This is a genomic window from Neolewinella maritima (assembly GCF_923081025.1).
In the GTDB taxonomy this organism is placed as follows: Bacteria; Bacteroidota; Bacteroidia; order Chitinophagales; family Saprospiraceae; genus Neolewinella; species Neolewinella maritima.
Genome location: NZ_CAKLPZ010000001.1, coordinates 127,265 through 147,059, shown reverse-complemented (window position 1 = coordinate 147,059; position 19,795 = coordinate 127,265). Strand labels below are relative to the sequence as shown.

15 protein-coding genes are annotated in these 19,795 nt (G+C 61.9%); 8 read left to right on the top strand and 7 right to left on the bottom strand.

The annotated features are described in order from the left end of the window. The first annotated feature begins 14 nt into the window (after window positions 1-14). Entirely contained in the window at window positions 15-716 is a 702-nt protein-coding gene (locus tag MJQ68_RS00655; protein WP_238749038.1) for a hypothetical protein, read from the top strand. Here the strand turns inward: MJQ68_RS00655 and MJQ68_RS00650 are convergent. Beyond that, window positions 695-1,711 (bottom strand): alkane 1-monooxygenase, encoded by a 1,017-nt coding sequence (locus tag MJQ68_RS00650; protein ID WP_238749037.1) that lies wholly within the window; start codon window positions 1,709-1,711, stop codon window positions 695-697. The two genes, MJQ68_RS00655 and MJQ68_RS00650, sit on opposite strands and share 22 nt — an antisense overlap. A gap of 112 nt (window positions 1,712-1,823) precedes the next feature. Here MJQ68_RS00650 and MJQ68_RS00645 point away from each other — a divergent pair, with 112 nt between their 5' ends. Continuing rightward, entirely contained in the window at window positions 1,824-5,363 is a 3,540-nt protein-coding gene (locus MJQ68_RS00645; protein ID WP_238749036.1) for a CotH kinase family protein, read from the top strand. Between the two features lie 78 nt (window positions 5,364-5,441). Then, the gene (locus tag MJQ68_RS00640; protein ID WP_238749035.1) at window positions 5,442-6,596 is read left to right on the top strand and encodes an acyl-CoA dehydrogenase family protein; all 1,155 of its coding nucleotides are present in this window, start codon (window positions 5,442-5,444) and stop codon (window positions 6,594-6,596) included. A gap of 74 nt (window positions 6,597-6,670) precedes the next feature. Here MJQ68_RS00640 and MJQ68_RS00635 read toward each other — a convergent pair whose 3' ends face one another. Then, the gene (locus MJQ68_RS00635) at window positions 6,671-7,993 is read right to left on the bottom strand and encodes a YbjN domain-containing protein (RefSeq protein WP_238749034.1); all 1,323 of its coding nucleotides are present in this window, start codon (window positions 7,991-7,993) and stop codon (window positions 6,671-6,673) included. A 314-nt stretch (window positions 7,994-8,307) separates the two neighbouring features. On the opposite strand from MJQ68_RS00635, the gene MJQ68_RS00630 reads away from it, so the two are divergent. The 3 genes from MJQ68_RS00630 to MJQ68_RS00620 all read left to right on the top strand — a co-directional run bounded on the left by MJQ68_RS00630 (window position 8,308) and on the right by MJQ68_RS00620 (window position 11,267). After that, window positions 8,308-8,949, top strand: coding sequence for a hypothetical protein (locus MJQ68_RS00630; protein ID WP_238749033.1), 642 nt, complete (start codon window positions 8,308-8,310; stop codon window positions 8,947-8,949). A gap of 186 nt (window positions 8,950-9,135) precedes the next feature. Then, window positions 9,136-10,746, top strand: a complete 1,611-nt coding sequence (locus MJQ68_RS00625; RefSeq protein WP_238749032.1) for a sulfatase family protein — start codon at window positions 9,136-9,138, stop codon at window positions 10,744-10,746. Window positions 10,747-10,772: 26 nt separating this feature from the next. Then, complete coding sequence (locus MJQ68_RS00620) at window positions 10,773-11,267, top strand: DUF4199 domain-containing protein (RefSeq protein ID WP_238749031.1); 495 nt, start codon at window positions 10,773-10,775, stop codon at window positions 11,265-11,267. 3 nt (window positions 11,268-11,270) lie between these two features. Here the strand turns inward: MJQ68_RS00620 and MJQ68_RS00615 are convergent, their stop codons facing one another. Beyond that, complete coding sequence (locus tag MJQ68_RS00615; protein ID WP_238749030.1) at window positions 11,271-12,899, bottom strand: long-chain fatty acid--CoA ligase; 1,629 nt, start codon at window positions 12,897-12,899, stop codon at window positions 11,271-11,273. Window positions 12,900-13,092: 193 nt separating this feature from the next. Further along, window positions 13,093-13,410, bottom strand: coding sequence for a low molecular weight protein tyrosine phosphatase family protein (locus tag MJQ68_RS00610; protein ID WP_238749029.1), 318 nt, complete (start codon window positions 13,408-13,410; stop codon window positions 13,093-13,095). A 266-nt stretch (window positions 13,411-13,676) separates the two neighbouring features. On the opposite strand from MJQ68_RS00610, the gene MJQ68_RS00605 reads away from it, so the two are divergent. After that, window positions 13,677-14,177 (top strand): hypothetical protein, encoded by a 501-nt coding sequence (locus MJQ68_RS00605; RefSeq protein ID WP_238749028.1) that lies wholly within the window; start codon window positions 13,677-13,679, stop codon window positions 14,175-14,177. Window positions 14,178-14,223: 46 nt separating this feature from the next. Here MJQ68_RS00605 and MJQ68_RS00600 read toward each other — a convergent pair whose 3' ends face one another. The 3 genes from MJQ68_RS00600 to MJQ68_RS00590 form a co-directional block, all read right to left on the bottom strand. After that, on the bottom strand, window positions 14,224-15,354 hold the full coding sequence (locus MJQ68_RS00600) for a sialidase family protein (protein WP_238749027.1): 1,131 nt from the start codon (window positions 15,352-15,354) through the stop codon (window positions 14,224-14,226). A gap of 92 nt (window positions 15,355-15,446) precedes the next feature. Next, on the bottom strand, window positions 15,447-16,460 hold the full coding sequence (locus tag MJQ68_RS00595) for a T9SS type A sorting domain-containing protein (protein WP_238749026.1): 1,014 nt from the start codon (window positions 16,458-16,460) through the stop codon (window positions 15,447-15,449). A 101-nt stretch (window positions 16,461-16,561) separates the two neighbouring features. Beyond that, entirely contained in the window at window positions 16,562-18,622 is a 2,061-nt protein-coding gene (locus MJQ68_RS00590) for a hypothetical protein (protein ID WP_238749025.1), read from the bottom strand. A gap of 125 nt (window positions 18,623-18,747) precedes the next feature. Between MJQ68_RS00590 and MJQ68_RS00585 the strand changes: the two genes are divergently transcribed. After that, window positions 18,748-19,749 (top strand): endonuclease/exonuclease/phosphatase family protein, encoded by a 1,002-nt coding sequence (locus MJQ68_RS00585; RefSeq protein WP_238749024.1) that lies wholly within the window; start codon window positions 18,748-18,750, stop codon window positions 19,747-19,749. The last annotated feature ends 46 nt before the right edge of the window (window positions 19,750-19,795 follow it).

The following is a 19,795-nucleotide window of genomic DNA, read 5'->3' as shown; positions in this document are numbered from 1 at the left end:
TCGCCCCTATTAGTATGTACAAGCTCCTTCTCCTCCCGCTTCTCCTTCTGTCCTGTACGCAGCAGGCGGACGTGCGCGACTACTACTTCCCCGTGCGGGAGCTTACGGACGGACTAGTCTACGAGTACGCCAATAAGGGCACGCTGACCGATGAGCCCGCTGAGTACTGGTACTTTCTGGGCGTAGACCGCGATACGGCCCTCTACCTCAGTGCCACCCAGTACGCCGATGGCATGACCCCCGTACAGCTGGCCCGCGAACGCATCACCAATGAGGGCGTGGAGCTGGAAGAGTTGTTCCTCTTCCCCCCCAGCCTCAGCGGGGAGCGCAAGCGGGTGACGACCGACATCATCTACCCCCGTTCCTTCCCCTTCTACCTCGACGACGGGCGGGCCGTAGGCTACCGCATCGGCTTCTCCCCACCGGATAATCCGGACGCCACCAATTACGTCTCACTGGACCGCACCTACCAAAAAGACACTACCCTCACCGTAATGGGCCAGCCCCGCGATGCCATCGTGTTCGGCCTGACCGGGGAGGTCAGTCAGCGCGACCCACGCCTCGGGGATATCTCCCCCACCTTCACGGGCTACGAGGTCTACGCCGAAGGGCTGGGGCTGGTAGAATACTACCGAGACCTCGGTGCCGGGGGCACCGTAGCGGGCAAGCTGATCCGCCGTATCCCGATGGCCGACTACGCCGAGCGGTTCGAGTAGGCGGTGTAGTGGTCTACCCGGGGGTTCATCACCCGGAACCACACGGGGGGCAGCAGCGCCATCAGCATACAGGCGGGGTAGCCACTGGGCAGCTGCGGGCTCTCGTCGAAGCGGCGCAGGATCTGGTACTTGCGGGTAGACTTAAAGTGGTGGTCGCTGTGGCGCGTCAGTTCATACAGCAGGATACGGCCGAGCTCGTGGTCGCTGTTCCAACTGTGTTGGGGCAGCACGGCCTCGTACCTTCCCTGCGCATTCTGCCGCCGCAGCAGGCCGTAGTGCTCGATGTAGTTGACCGTCTCCAGCATGAGGAAGCCGAACACCGCCGCCCCGATCGCCAGCCAGCAGCCCGGCCAGCCGAACACTAGCGTGATCGCGGCCAGGTAGGCCAGCTGGATCAGCTGGAACTTGAACATGAGCGGCTTGTCCAGTCGCCAGGCATCGACGTAGCTCAGCGTCACACTCCGCAGCCAGAAGGCGTAGACCGTCTGGTCGCGGCGGCTGGTGGCGGGGTCCAGCGGCGTAGCCACGTGGCGGTGGTGGCCCCGGTTGTGCTCAATGAAAAAGTGCATGTACAGGCCGGGCAGCAGCAGCGCCTGGGCCAGGCGCTGCTCGCCCTTCGTGGAGCGGTGCCCCAGCTCGTGGGCCACGTTGATCCCGATGGAGCCTACGAGCAGACCGACGTTGCAGACCATACCGGCCGTCTCCCAGCCCGACAGATCGCGTGTAGTAGCTACGTACAGAAAGTAGCCTACCGTACCGTACAGCACCGGCAGGTTCAGGTACAGCAGCCAGTCGAACAGGCGGCGGCCGCTGCGGCTGTCCTCCTCCACCTCCGGGTGATTGTCCGTACTAGCGGGCAGCACCAGTTCCAGCAGCGGCAGCAGCACGAAGGCCACGTAGATGCTGCCCGGCGACCAGGCCCCGCCCAGGTGTACCCCCAGGAAACCGGCCAGCGGCAGCAGGTAGGCGAACAGGTATTTATAGTCTTTCCACATGGTAGTAAATATAGCGGTTTACCGCTGTACGGCACTACAGGGATTCGCCGCGGCCGCAGGTGCAAGCCAGCCGCCATCCGCGCACTTCGTTCGGTACGTACCTTAGCCCGTCGTGTACACCGGTTTATCCATCCCCTCGTTTTCCTTCCGCCCCGGAGCGGTGCTGCTGGTCCTATGGCTAGCTACGGCAACAGTATACGGACAGGTCTACCTCAACGAAGCCTCGCTGGCCAACACCAGTCTACCCGACGAGGACGGCAGCTTTCCCGACTGGTTCGAGCTCTACAACGTCGGCCCCGCGCCCGTCGACCTCACCGGCTGGTCCGTGACCGATCGGGCGGACCGACCCCGCAAGTGGGTATTCCAGGATGGCACCCTGCCCGCCGGCGGCTACCTGATGCTGTGGGCCTCGGGCAAGGACCGGCCCACCCCCAGCTACCCCCACGCACTGCTCACCGTGGGCGATGCGGTACGCTACGTGCTGCCCGACAGTACGGTCGCAGCGTCGGACTGGACGGGTACCACCTACGACGATACAGACTGGACTGGCGGAGCTACCCCTCTGGGCTACGGCAGCGGTGAGTTGCAAACCCTACTACTTCGCGGTACCCAGACGGTGTTCCTGCGTGCCCGCTTCCAGGTGAGTGATACGGCAGCGATCCGCGGACTGGTCCTGGATATAGACTACGACGACGCCTTCGTCGCCTACCTCAACGGCGTAGAAATAGCCCGCGCGGGACTCTACGGGGACCGGCCGGACTACCAGGACCGCGCCGCCCGCAACGCTGAACCCCAATTCCCCCAGGGCCGCCGGCCGCCCAGCTTTCCGATCGCTGACTACGCCGGGCTCCTCCGGGAAGGCGATAACGTACTGGCCGTACAGGTACACAATCGGGACACACGGTCGCCGGACCTGTACGCCCTGCCCCTGCTCACCGCCTTCCTGCCCACTCCCGCCGCTGCCGGGTTTACCCCCCTGCCGGTCCTGGAGTACGCCGAGCGAAGTCGCCACACCAACTTCTCGCTCTCCTCCGCGGGGGAGCAGCTCTACCTCTACGATGCGGCCGGCCGGCTGGTGAATCAACTGAGCTGTCCGCCCGCCCCCACCGGCACCTCCACTGGGCGACCGCCGAATCAGCTAAACGCTACGGTCTTCTTCGCTACGCCCACGCCGGGTGCCGCCAACACTACCCCGGCCTACCTGGGCACCATCACCGACCGGGTGAGTTTCTCCCGGCCCGGCGGTCCGACCACCCCCTTCAGCCTCATCCTGAGCGGTGCCGGACCGGGTCGCGAAATTCGCTACACGACTGATGCCACTACGCCCACGGCCACTTCCCCACGCTACGAGGGGCCGCTTGCGATTGAGCAGACGACGGTCGTGCGCGCCGCCGTATTCGGTAGTGATCGTCTGCCCTCCGCTACCTACAGCCAGACCTACCTGATCGGCGCGTCCCACACCCTGCCGACCGTCTCCCTGGTCACCGATCCGGATAATCTGTTCAGCAACGAACGGGGGATCTACGTGCTTGGTCCGGGTCGGCACGGCGACTATCCTTACTTCGGGGCCAATATCTGGCAGGACTGGGAGCGCCCCGTGCAGTTCGCCTTCCGGGATGCGGACGGGAGCGGGGGCACTGACCTGAATGCCGGCCTGAAGATCTTCGGGGGCTGGAGCCGCGCGCAGTCCCAGCGCTCCCTCTCCCTCTTCGCCCGCGGGGCGTACGGAGACAGTGCGATCGATTATCCCCTGTTTCCCGACCGGCCGTACGAGGACTATCAGTCGGTCGTCCTGCGCAACTCCGGCAACGACTGGATGAACACCATGCTCCGCGACGCCGCCATAGCCGGGTTGTACCGCAACGCCGATCTGGAGACCCTGGCCTACCGTCCCGTAGCCACCTACCTCAACGGCAGCTACTGGGGGCTGTACAACCTGCGCGAAAAGGTCAACGAGCACTACCTGGCCAGCCGCAGCGGCTACCCCACCGATGAGATCAACCTACTGGAACTGGGGGGTGACGTGGTGCACGGGCAGCGGTCGGGCTACGACACCCTGATCGACTACGTACAGAATCACACGCTGGAGGACCCGGAGCACTACCAGTACGTAGCCGGCGAAGTCGACGTGGCCAACTTCATCCTCTACCACGTCGTGCAGATCTACTTCAACAATACGGACTGGCCGGCCAACAACAACAAATTCTGGCGGCCGGACGGCGGCCGCTGGCGGTGGATCCTGTTCGATACCGACTTTGGCTTCGGCCTGTCTACCAGTACGGACTACACCAACAACTCCCTGTACCGAGCCCTCGAAGCGGAGTCTAGCGGCTGGCGCGGACAGTACTACGCCAGTACGCTCCTGCGCGCCACGCTGGCCAACGAGAACTTCCGCCATCAGCTCATCAACCGTTTTGCCGACGAGATGAACAGCCGGCTGCTACCCGAACGCGTACATCAGCATATCGATACCCTGGCCGCCGCCATCGCGCCGGAGATGCCGCAGCACTTCGCCCGCTGGAACAAGGATTTCAGCACGTGGACCGATCGGCTCGACCGCATGAAGGACTACGCCACCCGGCGGCCAGCCGTCATGAAGCGCCATTTGCTGGACTACTTTAACCTGCCCGCCTACCACCCGCTCCACCTACAAAATGCTACTCCCGAAGGTGGCTACGTCCGGCTCAACACCCTGACCATCACCGAAGGCGACTGGACGGGCGATTACTTCGAGGACGTACCCGTGCGGCTCACGGCCGTAGCGCGCACCGGCTACACCTTCCGCCACTGGACGGGGGATGTCTTTTCTTCCGACCCCGTACTCGTGCTAAACCCCAATCAAGCGCTAACGGTAGTCCCGGTATTCGAGGCGGTCGCGGAGACCAAGTCGATGGTCGTCATCAATGAGATCCACTACGCCTCGGCGGATGCTGCAGATAGCGGCGACTGGATCGAGCTGTACAATCCCGGCTCCGCCACCCTGGACCTGAGCGATTGGGAAGTAAAGGATAACGACGACAGCCACAGCTTCCGGCTCCCCACGGGTAGCAGTCTTGCACCGCAGGGCTACCTGCTTATCGCCCAGGATGTGGCACGCTTTACGACCCAGTATCCTTCCGTATCGGAGGTAGTCGGTGATCTGGAGTTCGGCTTGTCCGGTCAGGGAGATGCCGTGCGGCTGTACGACGCTGGCGGTCAGCTGCAGGACGAGGTGTACTACACCGATGCCGCCCCCTGGCCGACCGACTTCACCGGCGACGACCGCACCATCGCGCTGCGGCATCCTACGTCGGACAATGCGCTCGGGCAGCAGTGGTTTGCCGCCGGTGCGGGTACGCCGCTGTTACCGAATGGGAACAAGGCGGCGGGCTCGAGGCGGCCGTCCGATCCTAGCCTGTCCATCGCACTGCGTCCGAATCCCGTTCTCGACCGGGCTACGGTACGGATCCGCATGCAGGAGGCGGGACCGGTGACCATAGGGATCTATAATTCCAGCGGACAGCGACTGGGTACCGTGATCAGTAGATCGCTGCCGGCCGGGGAGTCGTTCGTACCCATCGACGTACGGTCGCTGCCGCTGGGGATGTACATCCTGCAGGTCATTGCGTCCAGTGACGTGGGTGCGGTAGCGCTGCGATTCCTGCGGCAGTAGTTGCATTGCACCTGCGTGCGCGCCCGACGGGACACCTAGCGAATTTTCGCTAATTTTGCAAGCTAAAGCCTAACGATCATGAACTTTACCCTTACCGAAGAACAACTCGCCGTGCGCGAGGCCGCCCGTGATTTTGCCCAGCAGGTGTGTCTGCCCGGCGTGATCGACCGCGACCGGACCATGGAGTACCCCACCGAGCAGATCAAGCAGCTCGGCGAGCTGGGCTTCATGGGCATGACGGTGAGCCCCGAATACGGCGGCAGCGGTCTGGACAACCTGAGCTACATCATCGCCCTCGAGGAGATCTCGAAGGTAGATAACTCGACCTCCGTGATCATGTCGGTCAACAACAGCCTGGTCTGCTACGGCCTGGAGACCTACGGCAGCGAGGAGCAGAAGCAGAAGTACCTGACCAAACTGGCCACCGGCGAGTGGATCGGCAGCTTCTGTTTGAGCGAGCCCGAGGCCGGCAGCGATGCCACCCATCAGCGTACCACGGCCGTCGACATGGGCGACCACTACCTGCTCAACGGCACCAAGAACTGGATCACGAGCGGCGGCACGAGCAGCGTGCACCTGGTGATCGCGCAGAGCAATCCCGACGCCGGCCACCGCGGCATCAACTGCTTTATCGTCGAGACCAGCTGGGACGGCGTAGAGATCGGCGCCAAGGAAGACAAGCTCGGCATCCGCTCCAGCGACACCCACACCATCATGTACAACGACGTGAAGGTGCCCAAGGAGAACCTGCTGGGTAAGGACGGCAGCGGCTTCAAGTTCGCCATGAAAACCCTCTCCGGCGGCCGCATCGGCATCGCGGCCCAGGCCCTCGGTATCGCCGGTGGTGCCTACGAGCTGGCTACGGCCTACTCCAAGGAGCGCGTCGCCTTCGGCAAGGCCATCTCCGACCACCAGGCCATCGCCTTCAAGCTGGCCGATATGGCTACGGACATCGAGGCGGCCAAGATGCTGGTCTACCGCGCGGCCTGGCTCAAGGATGCCGATCTGGACTACAATCAGGCCGGCGCCATGGCCAAGCTGTTCGCCAGCTCCGTAGCCATGAAGCATACCGTAGAGGCGGTGCAGGTGCACGGGGGCTACGGCTTCGTCAAGGAGTACCACGTCGAGCGGCTCATGCGGGACGCCAAGATCACGCAGATCTACGAGGGCACGAGTGAGGTGCAGAAGATCGTGATCAGCCGGGGGCTGCTTAAGGGGGAACTTTATGTTTAGGGGGCCTTCGGCTGGGTAGACCCCTTCGGGGGGTAGACCGCTACGCGGGTAGACGCCTTCGGGGGTAAGGGGGGTTATCCGCTGGTTTTGACCATTTCCAGGTAGGTCTGGCTGAACTCTAGGAGGTTGGCGTAGCTGAGCTCGCTGGTGTCGGGGGAGAACCAGGGGAAGGCTTCTTCGTGCTGTTTGACGATGCGGTTGACGGCGCTGCGGATGCTGCGTTTGTTGGGGCGGCCGGCTTTGTCCAGGTAGCGCTCCGTGAAGCCTAGCTGGAGGAAGTAGGCTTCTTCGGTGACCCGGTAGTAGAGGTGGAGCAGGGCGCGGTCGGGCAGGGGGATGGCGTAGTTGAACAGGGCGTAGCCGACGATGTAGCCGGGGATGGCGCAGGCGACTTCGGGGTAGCCGTTGTCCTGGTACCAGTCCAGGTTGGGCAGCTCGTTGTTGATGAGGGTGGCCAGGCGGTCGTGGCTGACGGGCAGGGTGATGCCGAAGGTGGACTTGCCGGCGTAGAGCTCCTCACCGAAGTCTTCCGGCGCGCGCTCCAGCAGCTGCTGCAGTTCGTCGAGCAGGCGTTCGTTCTTGTGGTTGACGGACTGCGCGTCTTCCCGCGCGAAGTACATGCGGTGCATGCGTTCCAGGGCTTCCATGGTGTAGCCCTCGGGGGTGAGGAGGTAGTCCAGGCGGTAGACCAGATCGAGCAGCAGGTAGGCCACGGCGCCGGGGTGTTCCTGGGGGTCGAGCTGACCGGAGTCCAGGTAGTCGAGTAGCGACTGAATATGCTGGCGCAGGAAATCGAGCTTCACGGCTTTTTCCGGGGCGGGGATGGGTGCCAGGTGGGTCACTTCCACGGGGCTCAGGGCATGCTCGAACTCGTGCAGCAGCAGGTCGTCCTGCTTGTCGGCGCGCAGGGCCATTTCCTTGAGGGCGTAGTAGAGTTTGTAGGGGCTGGCGTCGTGGACCGGCGTATCGAAAATGATGGTGAGGCAGTCGTCATCGTCCAGCGCGAAGCGGCTGTACTTGAGCGCGTAGTTCATGGCGGTGAGGCGCTGCAGCAGTTCGCCGTTCAGCGTCGTCAGGCGGGCGATGCGGGCGGAGGCACGCAGGTGCGCAGTATCGGCCAAACCGGTGACCCGCTTACTGCCCTGGTACAATTCGAAGTACACCGTTTCCCCCCTGCGCTGCCACTTGACGTTCTCCTCGGCTTCGTCGCTGAGGTACTCCAGGAAAGCCTCTACGCTGTCCAGGAAGTCATGCTCCTCGAAGGCATCGGCGGCGCGGGTGTAGGCGGCGTGCTTTGCCTTAGACTTATAGGCATCGGTATAGCGGCCGAAGCGGTGCTGCGGCTCGGGGGGCGCGGGGGTACGGCTGCGGTTGAATAGGGAATCCCAGATGCTCATTGGGGGTGAAAGATAGGCGATCCGTTTGGCTACCCAACCAGGTCGGGGGCTTGTGGCCCGAGTCAGGCATGCGGCGGCTGAGTGTTGCGAGCTCGGCCCGGAGTTCCCCTAGCTACCGTACTTAGCTGGCGATTTAATATAGTTCAATACTCCACGTGCTGATGGAATACCTACAGTATTCATCAATTTTACTTCATTTAACATCAGTAATATCCGGCTGTGCGTGCAGTACCCTCGAATAATCCTACCAAGGCGAGGATACGTTATAGTGTACTTATCCTGCAGGGGCGACCGTTGGTGTAGAAATTCATTTCATGCGAATTTTCTCCTTATTAGTTATTCTATTTCCTTTTTTACTGCAGGCGCAGTCTACCGAGTCCGGGCGGGAGAGGCGCTGGTCGGTCGGTCCGCTCATCGGTATGGAGCATATGTGGTTCAAGACCTACGACGACGTCAATGCGTCGCGCCAGCTGATCGGTAGCTCGACCAGGGCTGTGGTGTATGGGCTCACTGCCCGCTATGACTACCCTAGTCGCGTCGATATTTTTGGTGACCTAGCCTACCATAGTTTCGACTTTTCGACCACGATAGACCTCTTCGAGATCGGCAGCAAGACGGTTAGGCGGCGCATGTACTATGATCAGCAGGCCATCAACCTGAATCTCGGGCTCCGGTACGACTTCACGGTAGGCCACACGGTCGTCTTCGGCGAAGGCGCCATGTTCATGAATCACCCCATCCGTAGCACCTTCGGCCGCAGCACCCTAGTAGAAGACACGGAAACCTTCGACCTCAAGCGCGAGATCGTAGGAGCAGACTATGGTGCGCTGCTCGGCCTTGGCCTCAGTGTAGGTGCTGTGGAACTGCGTACGCGACTCACCCTTACCGACCGGACCATCGATGAACTACCCTTCACGAGCAGACGGCTGGGCGCTTTCATCACGTACTGGCTCTAGGTTCCCGGCGCGGCGTGCTTGGTTAAGCGGCCACCCGAAAGGTCGAGGGCTTGCAGCCCGAGTACGCATGCGGCTGCTGCACAATACAGGCTCGGACCGCAGGCCACTCGACCGTTGGTTTTACTGACCAGCTGGCCGGTGCCGAGGGGGCAGGTAATTCAGCGCGCATATCCGTACTTTACGATCATGTACCGCTTCCTTCTCTTTATCCTCCTGTGCGCCGGACTCACGTACTGCGCCGCGCCGCCCGCTACTGACTCGGCTACCGACACCGCACCCGCGATCGCGCCCCCCGCCCCGCGGCCCAATATCGTGTTCATCATGAGCGATGATCACGCGCAGCGGGCCATTTCGGCCTATACCGATGAGCTGATCGAAACGCCGAACCTGGACCGGATCGCTAACGACGGTATGCTGTTTCGCAACAGCTTCGTGACCAATTCGATCTGCGCACCGAGTCGGGCGGCCATCCTGACCGGCAAGTACAGCCACCTGAACGGCAAGATCGATAACCTGAGCCCCTTTGATCCCGACCAGTGGACCTTCCCCGAAGCCCTACACGAGGCCGGCTACCGCACCGCCCTGATCGGTAAGCACCACCTGCAGGCGCGGCCGCGGGGCATCGATGAGTTTCGCGGACTGATCGGACAGGGCAGCTACTACGCCCCGGTATTCGTACACAACGGCGATACGCTAGGCCCCGAATCGGGTTATACTAGCGACATCATCACCGACTACGCCCTGGCCGAGCTGCAACGCAACGCCGCCGCCGACCAGCCCTTCCTGCTCATGTACTGGCACAAGGCCCCCCACCGCAACTGGATGCCGGATACGGCCTCATTGCCCGGTCTGCTCGACCAGCGCTACCCCGAGCCCGCCACCCTGCGCGATGACTACGCCGGCCGGCCCCGGGCCGAACACGCCGATATGCGCATCGCAGATATGTTTACCAGCCACGACCTCAAGGTGACCGGCACCTACCAGAACCCCGATCCCGGCACGGGCGGGGCCACCTTCATCAAAGACCCCACCTTCGACCAGGTCAAGAATCTCGACTACCAGCTCTCCCGCCTGCAACCCGACGAACGCGCCGCCTGGGCCCCCTTCCTGGCCGAAGTAGGCCGGCAGTGGCAGCAGGTGAAGGGCACGGACGAAGAGCTCAGCTGGCGCTACCAGCGCTACATGCAGGACTACCTGGCCAGCGTCAAGAGCGTAGACCGCAACGTGGGCCGCGTACTAGACTATTTGGAGGAGAGCGGTCTGGCCGAAAACACCCTGGTCATCTACACCAGCGACCAGGGCTTCTACCTGGGCGAGCACGGCTGGTACGACAAGCGCTTCATGTACGAAGAGAGCCACCGCACCCCCCTGATGATCCGCTACCCCGCCCTGATCGACGCCGGCAGCACGATCGACGAGCTCGTCCTGAATATCGACCTGGCCCCCACCCTACTCGAACTGGCGGGTGTGCCGGTACCCGGCGAAGTACAGGGGCGTAGTCTGCTACCGCTCTTCTCCGACCCCGCACCCGCCGACTGGCGCGACGAGATCTACTACCGCTACTACCAGCAGATGGACAGCTACCACCGCGTAGCCCGCCACGAAGGGGTGCGCGACGAACGGTACAAGCTCATCCACTTCACCGAGCCGGGCTTCGAGGGCTACGAACTGTACGACCTGGAGCAGGACCCCCACGAGCTGGAAAATCGCATCGACGACCAGCAATTAGCGGAGCAGCAAGAGCGGCTAAAGGACGACCTGGCCCGGCTACGCCGGGAGTTGCGGGTAGCGGATTAAACCCTTATATTGTATGTTGCAACACAATGCCGTGGTGGCCCGACATGCACAAGTACCGAATAGAGATAAAGTGGGCACTGATCTTCGTGGCGATGACCCTCGTATGGGTGGGCCTGGAGCGGGCCGTCGGGCTGCACGGACCCCACATCGACCGGCACGTAGTGTTCACCAACTTCATTGCCCTGCCGGCCGTAGCGATCTATGTGCTGGCGCTGATAGACAAGCGCAGGCACTACTACAGCGGACGGATGACGTACCGACAGGGCTTCCTGACCGGCGCCGTCATCACCGGCATCATCGTATTCCTCAGTCCCCTGACGCAGTGGCTCGTACAGCGCGTCATTAGCCCCGATTACTTTCCCAATATGATCGCTTACGCCGTAGAGGCCGGTCACGCAAGCCGCGTAGACGCAGAAGCTAATTTCCAGCTCGGCAGCTACATCCTCCAGGCGGCGGTCGGCTCGCTCGTCCTCGGCCTGATGACGACGGCGGTGGTCGCCTGGTTTACCCGGCGGCCCTAGGCATCAGCCTAGCGTACCCTCGGCGTACTGCCGGCGGATTTCCTTCTTATCGAACTTACCCACGCTGGTCTTCGGCACTTCCTGCAGGAAGACGTAGTCGCGCGGGATCTGGTAGCTCACGAAGTCGGTAGACAGGAAGTCGGCCAGCTCCTTCTCGGTCACGGGTTCAGTAGCATCGAGCAGGACGACCGAGGCCAGCGGCCGCTCAATCCACTTGTCGTCGGGGATGGCCACCACGGCCGCTTCCCGCACCCGGGGGTGGGCCATGAGGGCGGATTCCAGGGCAACGCTACTGATCCACTCGCCGCCCGACTTGATGAGGTCCTTGGTGCGGTCCTTGATCTCCATGTAGCCGTCCGCGTCGATCGTGCTGACGTCGCCGGTTCGGAACCAGCCGTCGGCGGTGAAGCTCTCCTTGTTCAGCGTCTTGAAGTAGGAGCTGATCGTCCAGGCGCCGCGCACCTGTAGTTCGCCCATCTCCTTGCCGTCGCGGGGTACGGCCGTGCCGTCTTCGCCTACGACCCGCAGCTCCACGCCGGGAAAGGCGATGCCCTGTTTGGCGCGGATGGTGAGTTGCTCTTCCTGCGACAGCCGCTCGTGCTTGCGCTGCAGCCGACTGATGGTACCCAGGGGCGAGGTCTCGGTCATCCCCCAGGCGTGTACGCCGCGGATACCGAAGTCGTCCTCGAAGCCGCGGATCAGGCTCTTGGGCAGGGCCGAGCCGCCCACTACGTATTCCCGCAGCGTCAGTGGTTCGGCCGGCGGGTTTTTCTTCAGTTCCTGGTACACGCCGAGCCAGATCGTGGGCACGCCGTTCGCCGTAGTGACCCCCTCCTGCTGGATGATCTTGATCAGCGCGGCCGGCTGCAGGTTGGAGGAGGGCATCACCATATCCGAGCCCGCCAGCAGGCAGAGGTAGGGGTAGCCCCAGGCCATGACGTGGAACTGCGGCACGACGAGCAGGGTGACGTCATTAGCGTCGATATTCGCCGCATTGGGTGACAGGATCGTCATCGCGTGCAGGTAGGTCGAGCGGTGGGAGTACAGTACGCCCTTGGGCAGACCGGTCGTACCGCTGGTGTAGCACATGCCGCAGGCCTCGTTCTCGTCGATGTCGGGCCATTCGTATTCGTCGGGCTGCTCGGCCAGCAGGTCTTCGTAGTGCAGCGTATTGGGCAGGGTGGTCTGGAAGTCGGCCGGCGCGTGCAGCAGCACGTAGTGGCGCACGGTCTCCAGTTGGGGGGCGATACGTTCCAGCAGCGGTACCAGGGTGGCGTCTACGAACACCACCTTATCCTCCGAGTGGTTGATGATGTACTCGATCTGCGGTGCGGAGAGCCGGATGTTGATCGTATGGCAGACCGCGCCGATGCCCGAGATCCCGTAGTAGAGCTCTACGTGCGGACCGTGGTTCCAGGCAAAGGTGCCCACCATATCACCGCGCTCGATGCCCAGGCGGTCGTGCAGGGCATTGGCCAGCTGCTTGGTGCGCAGGTACATATCCCCGAAGGTGTATTCGTGCCGCTCCCCACCCGGCAGGTGACTGATGATGCGCTTGTGGTGGAACACCCGGTTGCCAAATTCAAGAATGGCATTAGTCGTGAGGGGATAGTGCTGGATAAGGCCTTGCATAGTCGGGGGGGATGTGAAGTGAGCGTTGATCGGGCGATCAATGTAACTAAAGCGCGGGGATTACCGGAACGCGTCGTCCGGGGGCGGGGCCGCAGGTGCAATGGGACGTGCGAATGGGCTGATCGGGTGCAGATCTTAAAGTCGATGGCGCGCAAATTTTGTTAAAAAGCGGGTTTTCAGACAAATTTGCGCGCTACTGGAGCTTCACTACATCCCGCAACTCCCCCACCAGCTCCTCATCCATGTAGCGGTACTCGTCCGCAATATCCAGTACGACGGTCCGCCCTTCCCAGTCGCCCCGCCCGAAGCGCTGCAGCAGCTTATCCCGGTGGTGGGATTCCATGACGTAGATGCGGTCCGCCCAATCCAGCAGCTGCTGACTCACCCGCACCCGCGCTACGGATGAGGTGCCGGCCGATTTGACGCGTACGTCGGGGTGGTCCTGGAATAGCGTTTCGGCGGTGCGGCTGCGCCACTGGTTGCGGCTACAGATGAATAACAAGTGTTGCATGGGCAGTAATTGGAGTTCTGGTGAATGTAATGCGGACTAAAATGATATGCATTCGGCCCTGCCGGCTTCGCACTGCACCTGCGGCCCCGCCTGGATGGCTACTACCGTTGCACTGAAAGCATCGCGCAATAAAACTTGGACGTTAACTTTTGTCTTAGCCTGCAATACTATACGCGTATATACTATTATGGTAGCGCACTATTACAGCAGGCGATAGTATATATACCTTCCGACGCTGCTTTACACACCTACCCTCACCCTATATTATGTTTAAACAGATTACTTTCCTAGTACTGGCGGCTATAGTACTCGCCAGTAGCAGCTGCGCTACTATCGTCAGCAAGAGCAGCTACCCCATTATGATCAATAGTACGCCGGCGAGTGCGCGTATCACGATCACCGATAAGCGGGGTAATCAGGTATTTCAGGGGGCTACACCCGCACTGGTGGATCTGAGTGCCAGCAGCGGTTTCTTTTCCAAGGCCTTTTACCAGGTATCCTTCGAGCTACCCGGCTACGACCGGCGCCTGGTGCCCATCAATTACAAACTCGATGGCTGGTACTTCGGCAATATCGTATTCGGCGGACTACTCGGTATGCTAATCATCGACCCGGCCACCGGCGCCATGTTTAAGCTGGATACCGAGTTCGTGAACGAGACGCTTACCCAATCCGTCACCACCGCCGCGGACCAGACGCTACGGGTCTATAGCCTGGACGAGATCCCGGCCGCCTGGACCACCCACCTGGTGGAGATAGCGGAGTAATACGGGCTATTGCCGTCCGCCGCTCAATACTGTCCCGTATCGGGTCCTACAACTTACTGGGGTCCACCACCGCATACTTGATGGCCTCCCGGTTGTGGGTGTAGGAGATATGCAGCAGCCCGTCAGCCGACTGGATGATCGCCGGATACGCGTACCCGAATTCCGAGGGAGCGTTTTCCAGGGTGAGTACCGTGGTCCACGTGACGCCGTCGTCGGAGATGGCGAGGTTCAGATGGTCCCGGCCCCGCTCCCCGTTGCGCTTCAGCTTGTGGTTATAGATCAGCAACTGGCGACCGTCCCGTAGGGTGAGCGCATCGGTGCCGGCGTCGGGATTGGGCAGGTGGGTGGCGACCGGCTCGCTCCAGCTCATGCCCCGATCCTCGCTCCAGGTTTGGGCGACGACGTCCTGCCGGGTACGGGCCATCATCATCAGCCGACCGTCGGCAAATTCGAGGATCGAGGGCTGGATCGCATCGAAGGTGATGCCATCGTTGAGGGGGCCGATCACGTCCCACGAGCGACCGCCATCAGTGCTGCGCTCCACGTGGAGTTGCCAGCGGATATCCCCGTCTACCGTAGTTTCTGTACTGGAGGGACTCAGCAGGGTACCGTCGGCCAGCTGCACCGGCTTGTTCTTTACGGGCCCTACCAGGTGACCGATCGCGGGGTGCTTGCCGAGCTTCGTACCGTCGGTCCACGTCCTGCCATTATCGGCGGAGGTCTTCACCATGCCCCACCAGTCGCTGGGCGTAGGCCCTAATTTGTAGTACAACTGCAGGGCGCCCCCGGCGGGCTGGAACAGCACCGGGTTCCAGGTAGGATACCGGAGGGTATCGTTTATGAAGCCATTGGCTACTTCGACCGGCCAGCTCCACCTGCTATCCTGCAGTACGGACAGGCGGATGCCCACGTCGGGTGCACCCTCGTTCGTACCGGCAAAGAAGGCGATCAGTATACCCTCCGGACTTTCCATGATCGTGGAAGCGTGGGCGCTGCGGGTGGGTTTATTATCCAGCGAATAGATGAACTCCCGCCGCAGGAGTGCTCCCTCCCCGACTTGGGCTAGTTCAGGAATGTCGTAGGTCTGTGGCTCCATTTCTGTGGTGGATGCGGGAGTTTGACCGTAAGCCGGCACGGTAACAAAAAGGATCAGGATGACGAGCGGGACTAATCTCATGGAGGCGGAAGCTAGATGGACGAAGCCCGATCGTGATGGCTCACGGGCTGCAGTAAGATAGGCAGCTGGTCAAACTTGTCTGAGGAACTCCGTCACCTTATTCGCACTCCCCGCGCCACCCACCGCCGTCCCGCCCCGTCCGTGACGGTGAAGTAGTACAGCCCCGGGGCCAACGCGCCCAGCACTATCCCCTGCGTACTGCCCCCCACCTGCGTATGCACCAGCCGACCGGCCGCATCCCGTACCTCTAACCGACGTACCCGGCCGGCAAACTCTAGCGATACCTGCTCCCGGAAGGGATTAGGAAATAGGCGTACCGTCTGCGGAGTAGCGGATGCGACTACCGAACTGCGCAGTTGGTATACCTCCAAGAGCGAGTCGCAGTCGATCCCCTGCAAGCGGTAGTCCCGCACCGTATCCCGGTAGCAACTCAGCCGCCCCGGCCCGAACTCAGGAATATAACCGATGCCATTTGTCGTACCCAGCATCGACTCGGTGCCCAGACCACCGACGCCCTCCAAAATCTGCCCCGGCACCCCATCCTCCAAATCATAGATGTTCTGGAAGCCCCACTGGTCGATGACAAATTCCACATCGCGCAGGTACGACACATACTGCAGCCGCAGCGTGTCCTCCCCGACCACGCGCCGAGTCACGGAGTCCACCCGGTAGGCAAAGTCGGAATACTGTATCCTGGAGGGTGGAAAGAACAGACCTTTAAACGGCTCGCTTACCACCCGCACCGTATCACCCGCCCGGGCCGTATAGTCAAACACCAGGTGAAAGGAATCGCGTAGGTATACGTATACGGAGTCACCCGTAGCGTATACCACTTCCCGTTCCCCCGTCCGCTGCTCCCCACTGCCGAGAATACTCGTCTCTTGAATAATCCGGCAGCTCCACCCGTCGATTAGGGTGTCTTTCGGTACGGTAAACACCGTGGCTACTGAGTAGTCATTGCCCGGCGTCACGTAGTGAAAATACGTCCACTGCGCCCCCACGGGGGCAAATTCCTGGCCGTAGAGGGCGGGGCCGCAGGTGCAGCATAGTGCCAGTAGCACCGTACAGGGACGAACTATGTAGCGGAAAAGCGTGGAATAGGGCATGGTGTGCGGGGGGGGGTGTTGACCGAAGATCGCTTATTTGCTGCACTCCTGCTTCTGTAGTACGCGATTAGTACCTCAGCCCCGAAAGGCAAGTCCATTAGCTACCGCACCACCAGCCTCACCTGCTGCCGCCGCGCCCCATCCGCCACCAGCAGCACGTAGGGGCCAGTCGGTAGCTCGCCCACCTCCAGGTCGATCCGCTGGCCGGTTCGGGTCCACTGCGGATGGTACGCGCGGCCCAGGGCATCGGCCAGTAGCAGCGTGATCCGCTCGGCGTTCCAGGTGGGGGGCAGCAGCAGCTGGGTGCGGCCGCCGACCGGGGGGTTGGGGTAGCAGCTCACCGCTTCCATCGCCGTGGTACCGGCTAGGGCTACGATCGGACTGTAATCTTCCGTACCGTCGTGGTCGACCTGCCGCAGCCGGTAGTAAAGCGTAGCGGCAGGTGCTGCGGTGTCGAGGTAGCCGTAGTCGCGCTGCTGGCGGCTGTCCCCCGCACCCGCTACCCAGGCGATTTGCGTGAAGGGCTGGCCGTCGACGGACCGCTCTACGGCGAAGCCCGCGTTGTCCTGCTCGCCGTAGGTGGCCCAGTGTAGCTGTGCCCCGTGGCGCCCCTGGCGGTCACCGGTGAAGTGTGCCCAGTCGACCGGGGTGGCCCCGCAGTCCGTGCAGGCCTCCTGTACGGCCTGCTTATTTTCACAACTCCCGCCCGACTTATTGCTGCCGAAGGTGACCGCTCCGTTGTTCCCGTCGATCGGCTGACCGCTGACCGTAGTCTGGCAGGGCAGCGCACAGCAGTCCTCGAGCTGTGAGTTGGAGACCACGGTGAGGGAGTTGAGGATGGTAGTGAGGCTGGCGAGCGGATCGAGCGTGGTCAGCTGTGCGTTGAAGCTTATGGTCAGCGCGCCCACCTGTTCGAGCAGCTCCAGGCCGGTGAGGCTCGGCAGGGAAGGATTGAGGCTGAAGTTCACGTCACCCGCTACGAAGCGAACGTTGTTCAGGGAGCCGATCGTGGTCAGCGCGGGGTTAGCACCCACGAGTAGGGTGCCGGCAAGGTTGGTGGTGGGGCTGAAGTCCGGCAGGGCGGTCACTACGGTATTTTCAATGATCTCGATCCGTTCGCTCACGTTGAGGGGCGCGGTGCCCAGGTCAGTCAGTGCGTCGTTCTCCAGCACCTCGTATTTCACCACGGCTACCGGGCTGCTCCCCTGTAGCAGACCGGCGATGGACGTAAGCTCGGGGCAGTTCTGGATCAGCAGTTCGTCGAGCCGGCCATTGCGTGGGGCGAAGCCCGTACCGATCGTGGTCAGTGCCGCATTATTGACCACCTTGAAGCCTAGCTGCACGTCAGCCAGAATGGACGAAATGTCCTCGATCAGCGGGCTACCCCGCAGAATAAATCGTTTGAGGTTGTACCGCGGCCGCCCGCCCGGTACGGTGGCCCCCAGGCCGGTCACGCTGGTCAGGGCGGGTAGGCGCAGCAGCGATAGGTTGGTGCTGATCGACGACAGGGCCCCGAATCCGTCCAGGTTAGTCACTTTATCGAGCTCCTCCAGCTGGAGGGTACGGCCCACCGTAGTGAGCTTGGGGAACGACAGGGTCTCGACATTGCGCAGGGTATCGATAATGAGCGTGTTGTCGACCTGCGTCAGCTCCGGAAAACTGATCGTGACCAAGTTGTTGCAGTTCCTGATCTGGGCCCGCACGTCGACGATAGTCAGCAGGGGGGCCGATACGGCAGTGACGCCGAGGTTGTTCACGTCGAAGTCGCCGATCTCCAGATTATTGAGCAGGGTCAGCGCGCCGAAGGCCGAGAGGGGGTCACCCGTCGTGGCGGCCTGTTCGTCCGTACCCCAGCCTATTATAGTCAGCCGGCCGTTGATATCCGTAAGGTCCGAGAGGTTGCTCAGGTCGGTGAGGGGGTCGGTCGCGTTGTTGCCGTTCAGGGTGATCCCGATGTTGCTGGAGGTATACTTGCCGTTTGCGTTGACGAAGGCGTCCAGGTCAGCCTGCTGGTCGAACAGGAGCACGGCATCCGGGTCGCCGCTGGTATCCGTATAGGGGTTCTGTCCCAGGGCGGGGACGCAGGTGCACAAGAACAGGAAAACGATGAAGCTTCGGCTAACCGCCAAAAGACGATCGCGGGCCCCGGCAAGGGAATACATATACACTGATTATCAGTAGCTAAAGAGTGTTTAACGTTGATTAAGTGTGTTTGGTACTAGCACCTACACACCTTCTTCTAGTCGCTTGGCACCCGGGTAATGGCTGCATCCGCTACCTTACCCCCATGGAAAAACTTCGTAAGGCACTCTACCTCCTGCTTAGCCTCATCGCCGTGGCCGTAGCGATCGCCTCCATCCTGTCGATGTTTCGCAATACGGATAGCCGGTACTTAAAGATGCTCGATTTTCCGCGCATTCAATTATTCATCGTATCGGTGGTCGCCCTGCTGCTGTTCATACTCGATACCAAGCGGTGGCAGTGGTACGATTACGCCCTGGTGGGTGCGCTGCTATCGGGGATAGCCATCAACGGGGGCTACTTGATCAATTATACGCCGCTGGTGGCTCCGCGCGTGCCTCAGGTCACCGCATCCAGCGACCCCGCCCGGGAGATCGGCCTACTGCTGGCCAACGTGAAGATGTCGAACCGCAACGCCCAGCCCCTGCTCGATCTGATCGAGCGCCGCCGGCCCGATCTGCTGCTGGCCATGGAGGTCGACGACTGGTGGGACGAGCAGCTGCAGCCCATTGAACAAGACTACCCCTACACCCACGAGGCGATCAACGAAAAGGCCTACGGCATGACGCTGTACAGCAAGTACCCGCTCGAGAACATCCAGGTCAACTACCTGAATAACGAAAAGGTGCCCTCCTTCGAAAGCCGCATCACGCTGGCCGACGGCCGTTCCGTACAGCTCCACACCCTGCACCCCGTGCCGCCCACCCGCTTCGAGGACTTGCCCGACAACGCCGGACAGGAAGAAGTAGCCATGCTCAAGCTGGGCCGGCGGGTCGCCGCCGAAGATCTGCCCGCCATCGTAGCCGGTGACCTCAACGACGTCGTCTGGGGCTACACCGACGAGCTTACCGGCACCCAGGATCTGCTGCACGACGTGCGCGTGGGCCGCGGCTTCTACAACAGCTACGACGCCAGCAGCCCCTTCCTGCGCTGGCCGCTGGATCACGTGTTCGTGACCAAGCACTTCGGGCTCCTGGAGCTGGAGCGGCTGGAGAGTATCGACTCGGATCACTTCCCGGTGTACGTAAAATTGGTGTTGCTGGAGTAGGTCGCGGCGTGGTACGCTGAGCGCGGTCTGCCTGAGTACTCGGACC